Here is a 16,299-nt window from a genome sequence, read left to right as displayed (position 1 = left end):
AGTAGTTATACTTGAACAATCGATAAAAATCAATTATTCACCTTTATTTTTTTTAATAATTTCTTCTGAAACAGACTTCGGTACTTCTTCATAATGATCAAATGTCATTGAGAATGTTCCGCGTCCTTGAGTGTTTGAACGTAATGCTGTCGCATAACCGAACATTTCAGAAAGTGGAACCATAGCGCGAACAACTTGTGCGTTACCGCGAGCTTCCATACCTTCTACACGTCCACGACGAGATGTTACGTCACCCATGATGTCTCCCATGTATTCTTCAGGAATTACAACTTCAACTTTCATCATTGGCTCAAGAATTACTGGGTTACATTTAGAAACCGCAGCTTTAAGTGCCATAGATGCAGCGATTTTGAACGCCATCTCAGATGAATCGACATCATGGTAAGAACCGTCAACTAATGCTGCTTTAATGTCAACTAGTGGGTAACCAGCTAGTACACCATTTTTAAGTGAGTCTTCAAGACCCGCTCCAACAGCTGGGATGTATTCACGTGGAACTACACCGCCGACGATTTTGTTTTCGAATTCAAATCCTTTACCTTCTTCGTTAGGTGCAAACTCAATCCAAACGTGACCGAATTGTCCACGTCCACCAGATTGACGAGCGAACTTACCTTCAACTTTCGCAGCAGCGCGGAAAGTTTCACGGTATGCTACCTGAGGAGCACCAACGTTTGCTTCAACTTTGAATTCACGGCGCATACGGTCAACGATGATATCAAGGTGAAGTTCACCCATACCAGCGATGATTGTTTGGCCAGTTTCTTGGTCAGTGTGAGCACGGAATGTTGGATCTTCTTCAGAAAGCTTAGATAATGCTGTACCCATTTTATCTTGGTCAGCTTTAGATTTTGGTTCGATAGCTACAGAGATAACTGGCTCTGGGAATTCCATAGACTCAAGGATAACAAGGCTCTTCTCGTCACAAAGAGTATCACCAGTAGTAGTATCTTTTAAACCTACAGCAGCAGCGATGTCACCAGCGTAAACTGTTGAAATCTCTTCACGGCTGTTAGCGTGCATTTGTAGGATACGACCTACACGCTCACGCTTACCTTTAGTTGAGTTTTTCACGTATGATCCAGAGTTTAACACACCAGAGTACACACGGAAGAACGTTAACTTACCAACATAAGGGTCAGTCATGATTTTGAATGCTAAAGCTGCAAATGGTTCTTCATCGCTAGACTTACGTTCTACTTCTTCCTCTGTATCCGGAAGAGTACCTTTAATAGCAGGTACATCTAATGGAGATGGTAGGTAGTCGATAACTGCGTCTAACAGAATTTGAACACCTTTGTTTTTGAATGCAGAACCACAGATTACTGGGAAGAATTCTACAGAAGTTGTAGCCTTACGGATACCAGCTTTAAGCTCTTCTACAGTGATTTCTTCACCTTCTAGGTACTTCATCATCATTTCTTCATCAAGCTCAGCTACCGCTTCAATAAGCTTTCCACGGTATTCTTCAGCTAGTTCTTTGTGCTCTTCAGGAATTTCGACACGCTCGATGTCTGTTCCTAAATCGTTACCGTACATGTAAGCACACTCTTCAACAAGGTCAATGATACCGTTGAACTCATCTTCAGCACCGATTGGTAACTGAATTGGATGTGCGTTTGCTTGTAAACGATCGTGGATTGTTCCTACAGAGTATAAGAAATCTGCACCGATCTTATCCATTTTGTTAACGAATACGATACGAGGTACACCGTAAGTAGTAGCCTGACGCCAAACAGTTTCTGTTTGTGGTTCAACACCAGATTGTGCATCAAGTACTGCTACCGCACCATCAAGTACGCGTAAAGAACGTTCTACTTCTACTGTGAAGTCTACGTGTCCTGGAGTGTCAATGATGTTTACACGGTGACCTTTCCATTGAGCTGTAGTTGCAGCAGAAGTAATTGTGATACCACGCTCTTGCTCTTGCTCCATCCAGTCCATCTGAGATGCACCTTCATGAGTTTCACCGATTTTATGAATACGTCCTGTGTAATACAGAATACGCTCAGTTGCTGTAGTTTTACCAGCATCGATGTGAGCCATGATACCAATATTACGAGTGTTTTCTAAAGAGAACTCTCTTGTCATTTGGTGTCTTGCTCCTTCCATATATGGATTGGATTTTTTTATTTTAAGTAGCAAAAAAGCCACTTTATATTGTTACATATGCCAGTGTCCAGTACCCTCATTATGTAAAACGAGCGCCCAACGAAAGGGAGAGGCATTCTCCCTCTCCACACTTCCATAAGCGACAAATAAAGCGGTTTATGCTTACATTTATTTTACGTTGAATCCTACCAACGGTAATGAGCAAATGCTTTGTTAGCTTCTGCCATTTTATGAGTGTCTTCACGTTTCTTAACAGATGCACCAGCGTTGTTAGCTGCATCTAAGATTTCGTAAGCTAGACGCTCTTCCATAGTTTTTTCACCACGAAGACGAGCATAGTTTACTAACCAGCGAAGACCTAAAGTTGTACGGCGTTCTGGACGAACCTCAACTGGAACTTGGTAGTTAGCACCACCAACACGACGAGCGCGTACTTCAAGAACAGGCATGATGTTCTTAAGAGCTTGCTCGAATACTTCCATTGGTTCTTTATCTGAACGTTCACGAACGATATCGAAAGCGTTATAAAGAATTGTTTGAGATTTACCTTTTTTACCGTCAACCATCATTTTGTTGATTAGGCGTGTTACAAGTTTAGAATTGTACATTGGATCAGGTAACACGTCACGTTTCGCAACAGGTCCTTTACGAGGCATATTGAGTTCCTCCTTTCATTATAAGTTTATTATTTTTTAGCAGGTTTTGGTCGCTTAGTACCATATTTAGAACGTCCTTGCATACGTTTGTCAACACCAGCTGTATCAAGCGCTCCACGAACGATGTGGTAACGTACCCCTGGTAAATCCTTTACTCGACCACCGCGAATTAATACTACGCTATGCTCTTGTAGGTTATGACCGATACCTGGGATGTAAGCTGTAACTTCAATACCGTTTGTTAAACGTACACGAGCGTATTTACGTAGCGCTGAGTTAGGTTTCTTTGGAGTCATTGTACCAACACGAGTACATACACCACGTTTTTGAGGTGCAGAGATATCAGTTGATTTTTTCTTTAAAGAGTTAAAACCTTTGTTTAACGCAGGTGATTTAGATTTCCATACTTTATCAGTACGACCATTTCTCACTAATTGGTTAATAGTAGGCATTTGATTATCCTCCCTTCGCATGTTTGTATGACCACATATCCAGGTGGTTCATTATTAGTTGAAAACAAAGTTTTTGCAAGGAAGAGCAAATGCTCTCTCCTCACAAAAACAGTTTTAACTTATTATTCCTATTGCTGAAGCTCCCACTTGAATCCCCGAAACTTTTCCAAGCTTACGAACTGATTCAACTTTGGTTATGGGTATGTTATGTTGCAAAGCAGTGCGAATGATAATATGGGTTAACCGCACATCAGCATCTTCTGCAATAACAACTTCTTTAACTATACCATTTTTGATTGCTTCCAATGTTCGTTTATGACCAACGACTACATTTTCAGCATTTGATACTTTTTGATAAGACATATAAATATCCTCCAAAGCATCGTTCAGGAGCAACCTTGATTATAGTAACATTTTGACTCATACAATGTCAACTAGGATTAGATGTTTTTATACAAAATTTACGACGGAAAATTTTACTGTTCCACATAAATCTCATCGTTTTCTACATTCATGTCATCTTGTGTTGTTTTTACAAGATCAACTTTGCGATAACGATTCATACCTGTTCCAGCAGGAACAAGTTTACCGATAATAACGTTCTCTTTCAGTCCTAGAAGCTCATCACGTTTACCTTTAATTGCTGCATCAGTTAAGACACGAGTTGTTTCTTGGAATGATGCTGCAGATAAGAATGAATCAGTTTCAAGTGAAGCTTTTGTAATACCAAGTAGAACAGGTCTAGCCGTTGCTGGTTGTTTACCTTGCAGTAACACCTTCGCATTCGCATCAGTAAACTGATGGATATCTAGTAATGTTCCTGGTAATACATCTGTTTCACCTGCATCACTTACACGAACTTTACGTAGCATTTGACGTACCATTACCTCTACGTGTTTGTCACCAATTTCTACCCCTTGCATACGGTATACTTTTTGAACTTCACGTAATAAGTATTCTTGAACTGCCGTAATGTCCGTTACTTTTAGTAATTCTTTCGGATCAATAGAACCTTCTGTTAACTCTTTACCGTGGCTAATTGGCTGTCCTGGCGTTACTTTCAGACGAGCACCGTAAGGAATAGCATACGTACGAGCTTCAACCTCACCCTGTACAACTACTTCTTGGCGATCTTTAACATCGTTGATCGCTGCGATAACACCGTCGATTTCACTGATAACTGCCTGACCTTTCGGATTACGAGCTTCAAAGATCTCTTGGATACGAGGTAAACCTTGTGTGATATCATCACCGGCAACCCCACCTGTATGGAACGTACGCATCGTTAACTGTGTACCTGGCTCACCGATAGATTGAGCCGCGATAATACCTACCGCTTCTCCTACTTCTACGTCTGTACCAGTTGCTAAGTTACGACCGTAACACTTCTTACATACACCATGGCGAGTGTTACACGTAAACGCTGAACGAATGTTTACAGTTTCAACACCCGAATTTTCAACGATATGAGCGATATCTTCAGTAATTAATTGATTTTCAGCAACTAATACTTCACCTGTTTCAGGATGTTTTACAGTTTTTCTTGCAAAACGTCCAACAAGACGATCATATAATGACTCAATTACTTCATTACCCTCTTTAATCGCACCGATTAATAAACCGCGATCTGTTCCACAATCATCTTCACGAACAATTACATCTTGTGCAACGTCTACAAGACGACGTGTTAAGTAACCAGAATCGGCAGTCTTAAGTGCTGTATCGGCAAGACCTTTACGAGCACCATGCGTAGAGATGAAGTACTCAAGTACTGTTAAACCTTCACGGAAACTTGATTTGATCGGAAGTTCAATGATACGACCAGATGGATTGGCCATCAGACCACGCATACCAGCAAGCTGAGTGAAGTTAGATGCGTTACCACGGGCACCGGAATCACTCATCATGAAGATTGGATTGCGTTTATTCAAGGACTTCATCAGTTTTCCTTGGATAACGTCTTTTGCATTACTCCAAATAGAGATAACACGATCGTAACGTTCTTCTTCCGTGATTAAACCGCGACGGAATTGTTTAATTACATTATCTACTTTTGCTTGTGCTTCGTGGAGAATTTCATCTTTTTCACCTAATACAAGAATGTCAGATACCCCAACTGTAATACCAGCTTTTGTAGAGTATTTAAATCCTAAGTTCTTCATACGGTCAAGCATGCGAGACGTCTCTGTAATTTTGAAACGCTTGAATACTTCCGCAATGATGTTACCAAGAATCTTCTTGCTAAATGGTGCCACTTCTTCGCGACTAGCAATAATTTCTTTAATGTTCGCACCTTTTTCAACGAAATATTCCGCTGGTGTTTCTTTTTCAAGGTTTGAGTTTGTTGGTTCGTTAATATAAGGGAACGACTCTGGTAAGATTTCGTTAAATATTAATTTACCAACTGTTGTTAATAGAAGCTTACCTTTTTGCTCTTCAGTAAACGTTACATTATTTACTGAACTTGCAGCAACTGCAACACGCGTGTGCAGATGTACATATCCATTTTGGTATGCAAGTATTGCTTCGTTGGCATCTTTGAAGACCATACCTTCACCGATTGCACCTTCACGCTCAAGTGTTAAGTAGTAGTTACCTAATACCATATCCTGAGATGGAGTAACAACTGGTTTTCCGTCTTTTGGATTCAAGATGTTTTGTGCCGCTAACATAAGAATACGAGCTTCTGCTTGTGCTTCTGATGATAACGGAACGTGAACCGCCATTTGGTCACCGTCAAAGTCCGCGTTGTATGCAGTACATACAAGTGGGTGAAGACGGATTGCACGACCTTCTACTAGTGTAGGTTCAAACGCCTGGATACCAAGACGGTGAAGTGTTGGTGCGCGGTTTAGAAGTACTGGATGTTCTTTAATCACAGATTCTAAAACGTCCCAAACTTCAGGTTGTACACGCTCGATTTTACGTTTAGCACTCTTAATGTTGTGTGCTAAACCTTTTTCAACTAACTCTTTCATAACGAAAGGTTTGAACAGTTCAAGCGCCATTTCTTTCGGTAATCCACATTGGTACATCTTTAAGTTCGGTCCTACAACGATTACTGAACGACCAGAGTAGTCAACACGTTTACCTAATAAGTTTTGACGGAAACGTCCTTGTTTACCTTTAAGCATGTGAGATAGAGATTTTAATGGACGGTTACCTGGTCCAGTAACTGGACGGCCACGGCGACCATTATCGATTAATGCGTCTACAGCTTCTTGTAACATACGTTTTTCGTTTTGAACGATGATGCTTGGTGCACCTAAGTCCAATAGACGTTTTAAACGGTTGTTACGGTTAATTACACGACGGTATAAGTCGTTTAAATCAGAAGTAGCAAAACGTCCACCATCCAACTGTACCATTGGGCGTAGTTCTGGTGGGATAACTGGAAGAACATCTAGGATCATCCAAGATGGGTGATTTCCAGAGTTACGGAATGCTTCTAATACTTCTAGACGTTTAATAGCACGAGTACGGCGTTGTCCTTGTGCTGTTTTTAATTCTTCTTTTAAGAAGTCTACTTCTTTATCTAAATCGATATCTTGTAGTAGCTTTTTAATCGCTTCTGCACCCATAGCAGCTTGGAATGTGCTACCATATCGATCACGATATGCACGGTATTCTTTTTCAGAAAGTAATTGCTTCTTATCAAGTGGTGTATCTCCACTTTCTGTTACAACATAAGAAGCGAAATAAATTACTTCTTCAAGCGCGCGAGGGGACATGTCTAAGACAAGTCCCATGCGGCTCGGGATACCTTTGAAATACCAAATATGAGATACAGGAGCAGCTAATTCGATATGACCCATACGTTCACGACGAACTTTTGCACGCGTTACTTCAACGCCACATCGATCACAAACTACACCTTTATAACGTACACGTTTGTATTTTCCGCAATGACATTCCCAGTCCTTTTGTGGTCCGAAAATACGCTCACAGAACAAGCCATCTTTTTCAGGCTTTAACGTACGATAGTTAATTGTTTCTGGTTTCTTAACTTCACCGTATGACCAAGAACGAATCTTGTCAGGTGAAGCAAGTCCAATCTTCATATATTCAAAGTTATTTACATCTATCAAGGGGCCTACCTCCCTTTTAGTCTACAGGTTATCCCAATTATTCCTTAGTTGTCTCAACTTCGACATTCAATTTATCTGCTGATTGATGATCGTCGTCATCTTCTGTATCACGCATTTCGATTTCTTTATCGTCGCTAGACATCATTTTAACGTCCATACCTAAACTTTGCAGTTCTTTAATCAATACTTTGAATGATTCAGGAACGCCTGGTTCTGGAACATTTTCACCTTTAACAATTGCTTCATACGTCTTAACACGTCCGATAACATCATCAGACTTCACTGTTAAGATTTCTTGAAGAGTATAAGCAGCACCATAAGCTTCAAGTGCCCAAACCTCCATCTCACCGAAACGCTGTCCACCGAACTGAGCTTTACCTCCAAGAGGTTGCTGCGTTACAAGTGAGTATGGTCCAGTAGAACGAGCATGAAGTTTATCGTCAACCATGTGCGCAAGTTTGATCATATACATGACACCAACAGATACGCGGTTATCGAATGGTTCACCAGTACGTCCGTCATACAGGATTGTTTTCGCGTCATTTGCCATACCAGCTTCTTCAATTGTGCCCCATACATCTTCCTCACGAGCACCATCGAATACTGGTGTTGCAATGTGAATGCCAAGGTATCTTGCTGCCATACCAAGATGAAGCTCTAATACCTGACCGATATTCATACGAGATGGTACCCCTAATGGGTTTAACATGATATCGATTGGCGTACCATCTGGTAAGTAAGGCATATCTTCTTCTGGTAAAATACGAGAGATAACACCTTTGTTACCGTGACGTCCTGCCATCTTGTCACCTTCAGAAATTTTACGTTTTTGAACGATATACGCACGTACAAGTTGATTCACGCCCGGTGGCAATTCATCGCCATCTTCACGGTTGAATACTTTTACGTCTAAGATAATACCGCCACCACCATGTGGTACACGTAGTGATGTATCACGTACTTCACGTGCTTTTTCACCGAAGATTGCATGTAATAGACGTTCTTCTGCTGTTAGTTCTGTTACACCTTTAGGTGTTACTTTACCAACAAGTAGATCTCCATCTTTTACTTCAGCACCGACGCGAATAATACCACGCTCATCAAGGTTACGAAGTGCATCTTCTCCGACGTTTGGAATATCACGTGTAATTTCTTCTGGTCCAAGCTTCGTATCACGAGCTTCTGACTCATATTCTTCAATATGAATAGAAGTGTACACATCATCTTTTACAAGGCGCTCACTCATAATGATCGCATCCTCATAGTTATAACCGTCCCATGTCATGAAGCCAACAAGCACGTTACGTCCAAGTGCTAGTTCACCTAATTCCATAGAAGGACCATCCGCAAGGATTTCACCTTTTACAACTTCATTTCCAACACTTACGATTGGACGTTGGTTGTAGCAAGTTCCTTGGTTAGAACGAATGAATTTTTGCATTTTGTAGCGATCTAAGTCGCCTTTTACTGTTTGACCGTCAACTTCTACATAGCGACGTACCCAAACTTCACGTGCTTCTACGCGTTCAACAACACCAGGGTGTTTACAGATTACTGCAGCACCTGAGTCTTTTGCTGATACGTACTCCATACCTGTACCTACAATCGGTGATTCCGGATTCATTAACGGAACCGCCTGACGTTGCATGTTCGCTCCCATAAGTGCGCGGTTAGAGTCATCGTTTTCTAAGAACGGAATACAAGCTGTCGCTGCCGACACTACTTGCTTTGGAGATACATCCATATAGTCGATGCGTTCTTTATTTGTGACAATGTTTTCACCACGGAAACGAGCTACGATATCTTCATCAAGGAATTCTCCTTCTTCAGATAATTTCATATTCGCTTGGGCTACAACATAATTATCTTCTTCATCTGCTGTTAAATAATCAACCTGCCCTGTTACAAGACCAGTTTCTGGGTCAACACGACGGTATGGTGTTTCAATGAAACCAAACTCATTTACTTTCGCGAACGAAGATAATGAGTTAATCAAACCGATGTTTGGTCCCTCTGGTGTTTCAATCGGACACATACGACCGTAGTGAGAGTAGTGAACGTCACGCACTTCAAAGCCTGCGCGCTCACGCGTTAAACCACCGGGTCCTAATGCAGATAGTCTTCGTTTGTGAGTTAACTCTGCTAATGGGTTTGTTTGGTCCATGAACTGAGATAACTGAGAACTTCCGAAGAACTCTTTAATAGATGCAATAACAGGACGGATGTTAATTAACGCCTGTGGTGTAATTGCATTTGTATCTTGAATCGACATTCTCTCACGAACAACACGTTCCATACGAGAAAGACCGATACGGAATTGGTTTTGTAAAAGCTCTCCTACTGAACGTAAACGACGGTTTCCTAAGTGGTCGATATCGTCTGTGTCCCCTACTTTGTATAGTAGGTTGAAGAAGTAGCTGATAGAAGCAAGGATATCACCTGGTGTAATATGTTTTATATCACGAGTAATATTTGCATTACCAATTACGTTAATTACGCGTTCGCCTTCTGACTCAGGAGCATAAATCTTAATAGATTGCAGCTCAACATCGCCTGCTACCACTCCACCCATTGGTTTCGCTGTTTTGAATCCAATGTTTTTCTCTAAGTAAGGTAGAATGCGATCAAGCGTACGACGATCTAAGACTGTTCCTTCTGCCGCTAAAATTTCACCAGTTTCTGGATCCACCAGTGTTTCAGCTAAACGTTGGTTAAACAATCTATTTTTAATGTGTAGCTTTTTGTTGATCTTATAGCGACCTACATTTGCTAAGTCGTAGCGCTTCGGATCAAAGAAACGAGACACAAGTAAGCTCTTTGCATTTTCTACTGTTGGTGGTTCACCAGGGCGTAGACGCTCATAAATTTCAAGCAATGCTTTTTCTGTGCTATCTGTGTTGTCTTTTTCTAATGTGTTGCTTAAGTATTCGTTATCACCTAAAAGCTCGGTGATTTCTTGATCAGAGCCAAACCCTAATGCGCGTAACAAAACAGTTACAGGAAGTTTACGAGTACGGTCAATACGTACATATACAACATCCTTAGCATCTGTCTCATACTCTAACCAAGCCCCGCGGTTTGGAATTACAGTAGCAGTAAAACCACGTTTTCCGTTTTTATCCACTTTGCCACTATAGTATACGCTTGGAGAGCGAACTAACTGGGAAACGATAACACGTTCTGCACCGTTAATTACGAATGTTCCAGTCTCTGTCATGAGTGGGAAATCTCCCATGAACACATCTTGTTCTTTTACTTCACCAGTTTCCTTGTTGATTAGACGCACTTTTACACGAAGTGGTGCTGCATACGTCACATCACGCTCTTTGCATTCTTCTACAGAGTATTTAGGTTCACCTAAGCTGTAGTCGATAAATTCAAGCGATAGATTTCCCGTAAAGTCTTCGATCGGAGAAATGTCTTGGAACATTTCTCGCAAACCCTCATCAAGAAACCACTGATAAGAAGAGGTTTGAATTTCGATAAGATTTGGTAACTCTAATACTTCACTAATACGGGCATAACTTCTTCGTTGGCGGTGGCGTCCGTATTGAACTAGTTGACCTGTCAACTGCTTCACCCCTCAAATCATGAGTATTATAAATGCACAAAAAAATTTGTGCAAAATCACAAATAAATACAACTACTGCTATTAGCGTAGTTTTTTTCTCTTAAAGATAGATACGTTGAGTCTTTCTACCTGCTCAAAAAGAAAAATGGCTTCTTTAAGAAAACCATCATTCTGTTTCATAATCTGCTGATTTTACTATCTTTTCCAAGAGAAACAAAAATATACATCTTTTCTCAACGCAGAAAATCATATATTGGCATTGTATAATGTTAACATAGCCAAAAATAACCGTCAACGCTTTTTTGATTTTATGATATAATATCCTTTTTTCTTTTCTACAACTTCAACTTCAGAAAATACTTCTTCTAGTTTTTTTAGCGCAGATGGTGCACCTTGTTTCTTTTGAATAACAATCCACAATTCTCCACCTGAAACTAAATACTCTACAGCTTTTTCTAAAATCTCATGCACGATATCTTTACCAGCACGAATTGGAGGATTAGATAGAATAACAGCATACTTGCCATCTACATTTTCATAGACACTACTTTGCAAAATACGTACATTTTCAATTTTGTTATTAGCGGCATTTTCTTTTGCAAGCCCCAAGGCCCTTTCATTCACATCCACCATGTGAATTTCACGATCTTGAAACTCTTTCGCTAACGACAAACCGATTGGACCGTACCCACACCCTACGTCTAACACATTACCTTTAACATCTGGCATTTGAAACGCTTCAATTAAAAGACGAGAACCAAAGTCCACTTCGTTTTTCGAGAACACCCCATGGTCAGATAAAAAAGTAAATCGAGATTCACGAAGCGTAAATTCCCATCGTTTACGATCACTCTTACTAGAAGGGTCGTTAGAAAAATAATGGTCTGCCATATGGCCACCTCTTTTCTTTACAGTTAAAAAAAAAGCTCGCATGAGAGCGAGCTTTTTAAAGCATCAAAAGTTAATTACTTAACTTCTACAGCAGCGCCAACTTCTTCAAGTTTAGCTTTCATTTCTTCAGCTTCCTCTTTAGAAACGCCTTCTTTGATTGCTTTTGGAGTGTTGTCAACTAATTCTTTAGCTTCTTTTAAGCCAAGACCAGTGATTTCACGTACAGCTTTGATAACTTTGATTTTTTGAGCGCCAGCACTTGCAAGTACTACGTCAAATTCAGTTTTCTCAGCAGCAGCTTCACCAGCGCCACCAGCTACAGCTACAGGAGCAGCAGCAGTTACGCCGAATTCTTCCTCGATAGCTTTTACTAAGTCGTTAAGTTCTAATACAGTCATAGATTTAACTGCTTCAATGATTTGTTCTTTAGTCATTGTAAATATCCTCCCTTAAATAGGTTTGTATTGTTTTATAGATAACAAGTAATTATCTTTTAAAAAATTAAGCGCCTTGCTCTTCCTTTTGTTCTGCAACTGCTTTAGTAGCAAGTGCAAGGTTACGGATTGGAGCTTGAAGAACGCTAAGAAGCATAGAAAGTAAGCCTTCACGTGATGGAAGAGTAGCGATAGCTTTAACCTCATCAAGTGTTACAAGTTTACCTTCGATTACGCCCGCTTTAATTTCTAAAGCTTCATGTTTTGTAGCGAAGTCGTTTAATACTTTCGCAGGAGCAACTACATCCTCGTTACTGAACGCGATTGCGTTTGGTCCTGTTAAGAATTCGTTTAACTCAGCCATTTCAGCAGACTCTGCAGCACGACGAGTTAAAGAGTTTTTGTAAACTTTGAACTCAACGCCAGCTTCACGTAATTGCTTACGTAATTCTGTTGCTTCAGAAACTGTTAAACCACGGTAGTCAACAACGATTGTAGATTTACTAGCGCGAAGTTTGTCCGCGATTTCAGTTACAACTTGTTGTTTAGTTTCGATTACTTTGCTCATGTTATTACACCTCCTGTAGATTATATAGAAGATGTACCGAAAGTGCACTAAAAACCTCCATGCCCAACTTGTAGACATGGAGGCATATAGTCACAGAAAAAAAATTCCGCTTCGTATATTAACACCTAGGTAGGAAATTAAGTCGAATGACACCTACTGTCTACGGTACACTATTTAAATTCACAACATAAATGATTATATTAAAACTTCTTTATGAAGTCAACTTCCAATTTTTACGCAAGTGTAGAAACGTCTACGCGTACGCCAGGTCCCATTGTAGAAGCAACAGTTGCATTCTTCATGTAAGTACCTTTTGCAGCAGCTGGCTTAGCTTTTTGTAGCGTGTCAGCAATTGTTTTGAAGTTTTCTACTAGTTTAGCATCTTCGAAAGATACTTTACCGATTGGAACGTGGATGTTACCAGCTTTATCAACGCGGTATTCAACTTTACCAGCTTTGATTTCGTTAACAGCTTTAGTTACATCGAAAGTAACTGTTCCAGTTTTAGGGTTTGGCATTAAACCTTTAGGTCCTAATACGCGACCAAGTTTACCAACTTCACCCATCATGTCAGGAGTTGCTACTACTACATCGAAGTCGAACCAACCTTGTTGGATTTTACCGATGTAATCAGCATCGCCTACGAATTCAGCGCCAGCAGCTTCAGCTTCTTTTGCTTTTTCGCCTTTAGCGAATACTAATACACGTTGTACTTTACCAGTACCGTGTGGAAGAACAACTGCGCCACGAATTTGTTGGTCAGCTTTCTTAGGGTCAACACCTAAACGGAATGCAGCTTCTACAGTTGCATCAAATTTAGCTGTGTTTGTTTTCTTTACTAATTCTACTGCTTCTGTTGCAGAGTAAGCAGTTGCACGATCAACAAGCTTCGCAGCTTCTACGTACTTTTTACCTCTTTTAGCCATTTTTATTTCCTCCTCGAATGTGGTTTTAGCGGAATAACCTCCCACGTTTACGCCTTTTTTCCAGGGATAACCTGAGGATGCGCGCCATCCTTTTATTTTAAAAAACGATAATCATTTACGATAATAAAGGTTGCGAATTGGAATTCCAGACCCGCAACCTTTTTTAAAAACAAATCGAATTAGTCTTCGATAACGATGCCCATACTGCGTGCAGTACCTTCAACCATACGCATTGCAGCTTCTACGCTAGCAGCGTTTAGGTCAGGCATTTTAGTTTCAGCGATTTCGCGTACTTTATCACGCTTAACAGTTGCCACTTTATTACGGTTTGGTTCACCAGAACCAGACTCAATACCAGCTACTTTCTTAAGAAGAACAGCAGCAGGAGGAGTTTTAGTAATGAAAGTGAATGAACGGTCCTCAAATACCGTAATTTCAACAGGGATGATAAGACCAGCTTGATCTGCTGTACGAGCGTTAAACTCTTTACAGAAGCCCATGATGTTAACACCTGCTTGTCCTAATGCTGGACCAACTGGTGGAGCTGGGTTAGCTTTACCTGCAGGAATTTGAAGCTTTACCATTTTAATTACCTTTTTAGCCACGAGACACACCTCCTTAAGTCCGTGATGTGGTCAATTGGACAGTGATTTGCCCTCCCACGTCATATTTTATCTGTAACGATAAAATCTTTCAAAAAACGTCTCCGATAACGAAGACGTACTGACTTAAAAGATATTATCACTTTTTACAATTCATTTCAAGTTTCATTTTATAATTTTTCAATTTGATGGAAGTCAAGTTCAACTGGAGTCTCGCGACCAAACATATCTACAAGCACACTCACTTTTTTCTTCTCCACATCAATTTCTTCAATAGCACCTGTATAATCTGCGAATGGTCCCTCATTTACACGTACTGTCTCATGAAGTTCAAAGTCGAAATCAACCACTTCATTGTCCATTCCCATATGCTTCATAATGGTAACAACTTCCTCTTCTAATAGAGGAGATGGTTTAGATCCAGAACCTGAAGAACCAACAAAACCTGTTACACCCGGTGTATTACGAACAACATACCAAGAGTCATCAGTCATGATTAGTTCCACTAACACGTAACCTGGGAACACTTTTCTTTTCATTATTTTTTCTTTACCATTTTTCATTTCTACTTCTACTTCTTCTGGGACAACAACACGGAAAATTTTATCTTGCATACCCATTGATTCTACACGTTTCTCTAGGTTTGCTTTTACTTTATTTTCATATCCAGAATAAGTATGGACAACATACCAACTTTTTTCCATTCATTTAGGACGAGCGTCCTTCCCTCCCTGACGTACATTTTTTTGCGCAAATGAAAAAACCCGTTCACCGGGCTTTTACACAGTTCTTATAAATAACATTATATCATGGATAAGTGCTTCTTATTCAAGAATTAACCAAGAATTAACCGAATTAAAGAAGAAATGCCCATATCAACTACTGCGAAGAAAATCGCAAAGAACACAACTGTAGCGATAACAGTCGCTGTTGAGCGGAGTAATTCATCTTTTTTAGGCCAACTTACTTTTTTCATTTCGCGACCTACATCGCCGAAAAAGTTCGTTAAACGCATCTGCGGGACCTCCAGTGTATTATTTATTTTGTTTCCTTGTGAACTGTATGCTTATTGCATGTTTTACAAAACTTCTTTATCTCAAGTCGCTCTACTGAGCTCGTATCTTTCATCGTAGAGTAGTTTCGATTTTTACACTCTTCACATGAGAGTACAACTTTTTTCCTCATTAGTTACACCAGCCTTGTAACATTATGTCCCTAAAAATGTATCATACAACAAAAGACAATGTCAATGTCATGACTCTCACTCTCGTTACAAAAAGAAAACAGGTGAATTAATTTACACCTGCGTTACTTTCTATGAATTTAAAGTTGTACTCTCTCTCATTTCCATATATCGTTCCAATTTTCTCTTCACCCGCTGTAAAGCGTTATCAATAGATTTCACATGTCTATTTAACTGTTCCGAAATCTCTTGATAAGAGCGACCATCTAAGTATAAAGAAAGTACTTTTCTTTCTAAATCGCTTAATAATTCAGATATTTTAGACTCTATGTCGGTATATTCTTCTTGACTAATGATCATCTCTTCAGGATCAGTCACCTTCGCTTCGGAAATAACATCCAATAACGTTCGATCAGATTCCTCATCGTAAATCGGCTTATCTAAAGACACATACGAATTTAAAGGAATATGTTTTTGTCTTGTTGCTGTTTTAATAGCGGTAATAATTTGTCGAGTAATACACAGTTCAGCAAATGCTTTGAACGAAGACAGCTTGTCCTCTTTATAATCACGAATTGCTTTAAACAATCCAATCATACCTTCTTGAACAATATCTTCTCGATCGGCACCCACCAAGAAATAAGATCTTGATTTCGCGCGAACAAAGTTCTTATATTTATGAATTAAATATTCTAGAGCGTCAGTATTACCTTTTCGAACTAACTCAACGATTGCCTCATCCTCTAAATCACGAAATGTAACGTCGCCTACACTTACGAAGCCTGCTTCCACCTT

The 16,299-nt window shown here is 40.0% G+C and carries 15 protein-coding genes and 1 other annotated feature; all 15 genes read right to left on the bottom strand.

The window, feature by feature from the left end; translation table 11 throughout:
- Window positions 1-33: 33 nt before the first annotated feature.
- A complete protein-coding gene (gene fusA, locus JDS92_RS14525) occupies window positions 34-2,112 on the bottom strand; it encodes an elongation factor G (protein WP_000196385.1) in 2,079 nt (692 codons plus the stop codon).
- A gap of 206 nt (window positions 2,113-2,318) precedes the next feature.
- Window positions 2,319-2,789, bottom strand: a complete 471-nt coding sequence (rpsG, locus tag JDS92_RS14520; protein WP_001137492.1) for a 30S ribosomal protein S7 — start codon at window positions 2,787-2,789, stop codon at window positions 2,319-2,321.
- A 29-nt stretch (window positions 2,790-2,818) separates the two neighbouring features.
- Window positions 2,819-3,241 (bottom strand): 30S ribosomal protein S12, encoded by a 423-nt coding sequence (rpsL, locus tag JDS92_RS14515; RefSeq protein ID WP_001142341.1) that lies wholly within the window; start codon window positions 3,239-3,241, stop codon window positions 2,819-2,821.
- A 114-nt stretch (window positions 3,242-3,355) separates the two neighbouring features.
- Complete coding sequence (locus JDS92_RS14510) at window positions 3,356-3,604, bottom strand: 50S ribosomal protein L7ae-like protein (protein WP_000121831.1); 249 nt, start codon at window positions 3,602-3,604, stop codon at window positions 3,356-3,358.
- A 113-nt stretch (window positions 3,605-3,717) separates the two neighbouring features.
- Entirely contained in the window at window positions 3,718-7,329 is a 3,612-nt protein-coding gene (rpoC, locus tag JDS92_RS14505; RefSeq protein ID WP_000567945.1) for a DNA-directed RNA polymerase subunit beta', read from the bottom strand.
- A 37-nt stretch (window positions 7,330-7,366) separates the two neighbouring features.
- Window positions 7,367-10,900 carry a DNA-directed RNA polymerase subunit beta gene (gene rpoB / locus JDS92_RS14500; RefSeq protein ID WP_000147560.1) on the bottom strand — a complete coding sequence of 1,178 codons (3,534 nt, stop codon included), beginning with the start codon at window positions 10,898-10,900 and terminating at the stop codon, window positions 7,367-7,369.
- 291 nt (window positions 10,901-11,191) lie between these two features.
- On the bottom strand, window positions 11,192-11,791 hold the full coding sequence (locus tag JDS92_RS14495) for a class I SAM-dependent methyltransferase (protein ID WP_000763276.1): 600 nt from the start codon (window positions 11,789-11,791) through the stop codon (window positions 11,192-11,194).
- Window positions 11,792-11,865: 74 nt separating this feature from the next.
- Complete coding sequence (gene rplL / locus JDS92_RS14490) at window positions 11,866-12,225, bottom strand: 50S ribosomal protein L7/L12 (RefSeq protein WP_000159737.1); 360 nt, start codon at window positions 12,223-12,225, stop codon at window positions 11,866-11,868.
- A gap of 67 nt (window positions 12,226-12,292) precedes the next feature.
- On the bottom strand, window positions 12,293-12,793 hold the full coding sequence (rplJ, locus tag JDS92_RS14485; RefSeq protein ID WP_000048718.1) for a 50S ribosomal protein L10: 501 nt from the start codon (window positions 12,791-12,793) through the stop codon (window positions 12,293-12,295).
- Between the two features lie 39 nt (window positions 12,794-12,832).
- Window positions 12,833-12,977, bottom strand: a sequence feature (ribosomal protein L10 leader region).
- Between the two features lie 49 nt (window positions 12,978-13,026).
- A complete protein-coding gene (gene rplA, locus JDS92_RS14480; protein ID WP_002093855.1) occupies window positions 13,027-13,719 on the bottom strand; it encodes a 50S ribosomal protein L1 in 693 nt (230 codons plus the stop codon).
- A gap of 179 nt (window positions 13,720-13,898) precedes the next feature.
- Window positions 13,899-14,324, bottom strand: coding sequence for a 50S ribosomal protein L11 (gene rplK, locus JDS92_RS14475; RefSeq protein ID WP_001085872.1), 426 nt, complete (start codon window positions 14,322-14,324; stop codon window positions 13,899-13,901).
- Between the two features lie 167 nt (window positions 14,325-14,491).
- The gene (nusG, locus tag JDS92_RS14470; protein WP_000415793.1) at window positions 14,492-15,025 is read right to left on the bottom strand and encodes a transcription termination/antitermination protein NusG; all 534 of its coding nucleotides are present in this window, start codon (window positions 15,023-15,025) and stop codon (window positions 14,492-14,494) included.
- A 131-nt stretch (window positions 15,026-15,156) separates the two neighbouring features.
- The gene (gene secE / locus JDS92_RS14465) at window positions 15,157-15,336 is read right to left on the bottom strand and encodes a preprotein translocase subunit SecE (RefSeq protein ID WP_001241321.1); all 180 of its coding nucleotides are present in this window, start codon (window positions 15,334-15,336) and stop codon (window positions 15,157-15,159) included.
- 23 nt (window positions 15,337-15,359) lie between these two features.
- Entirely contained in the window at window positions 15,360-15,506 is a 147-nt protein-coding gene (gene rpmG, locus JDS92_RS14460) for a 50S ribosomal protein L33 (protein ID WP_012260172.1), read from the bottom strand.
- Between the two features lie 130 nt (window positions 15,507-15,636).
- The gene (locus JDS92_RS14455; protein WP_000387198.1) at window positions 15,637-16,296 is read right to left on the bottom strand and encodes an RNA polymerase factor sigma-70; all 660 of its coding nucleotides are present in this window, start codon (window positions 16,294-16,296) and stop codon (window positions 15,637-15,639) included.
- Between the last annotated feature and the right edge of the window lie 3 nt (window positions 16,297-16,299).

It is taken from the genome of Bacillus cereus group sp. N12 (assembly GCF_016483575.1).
Classification (GTDB): domain Bacteria; phylum Bacillota; class Bacilli; order Bacillales; family Bacillaceae_G; genus Bacillus_A; species Bacillus_A toyonensis.
The sequence above is the reverse complement of the archived record's forward strand: the minus strand, read 5'-3'. Positions and strand labels throughout refer to the sequence as shown.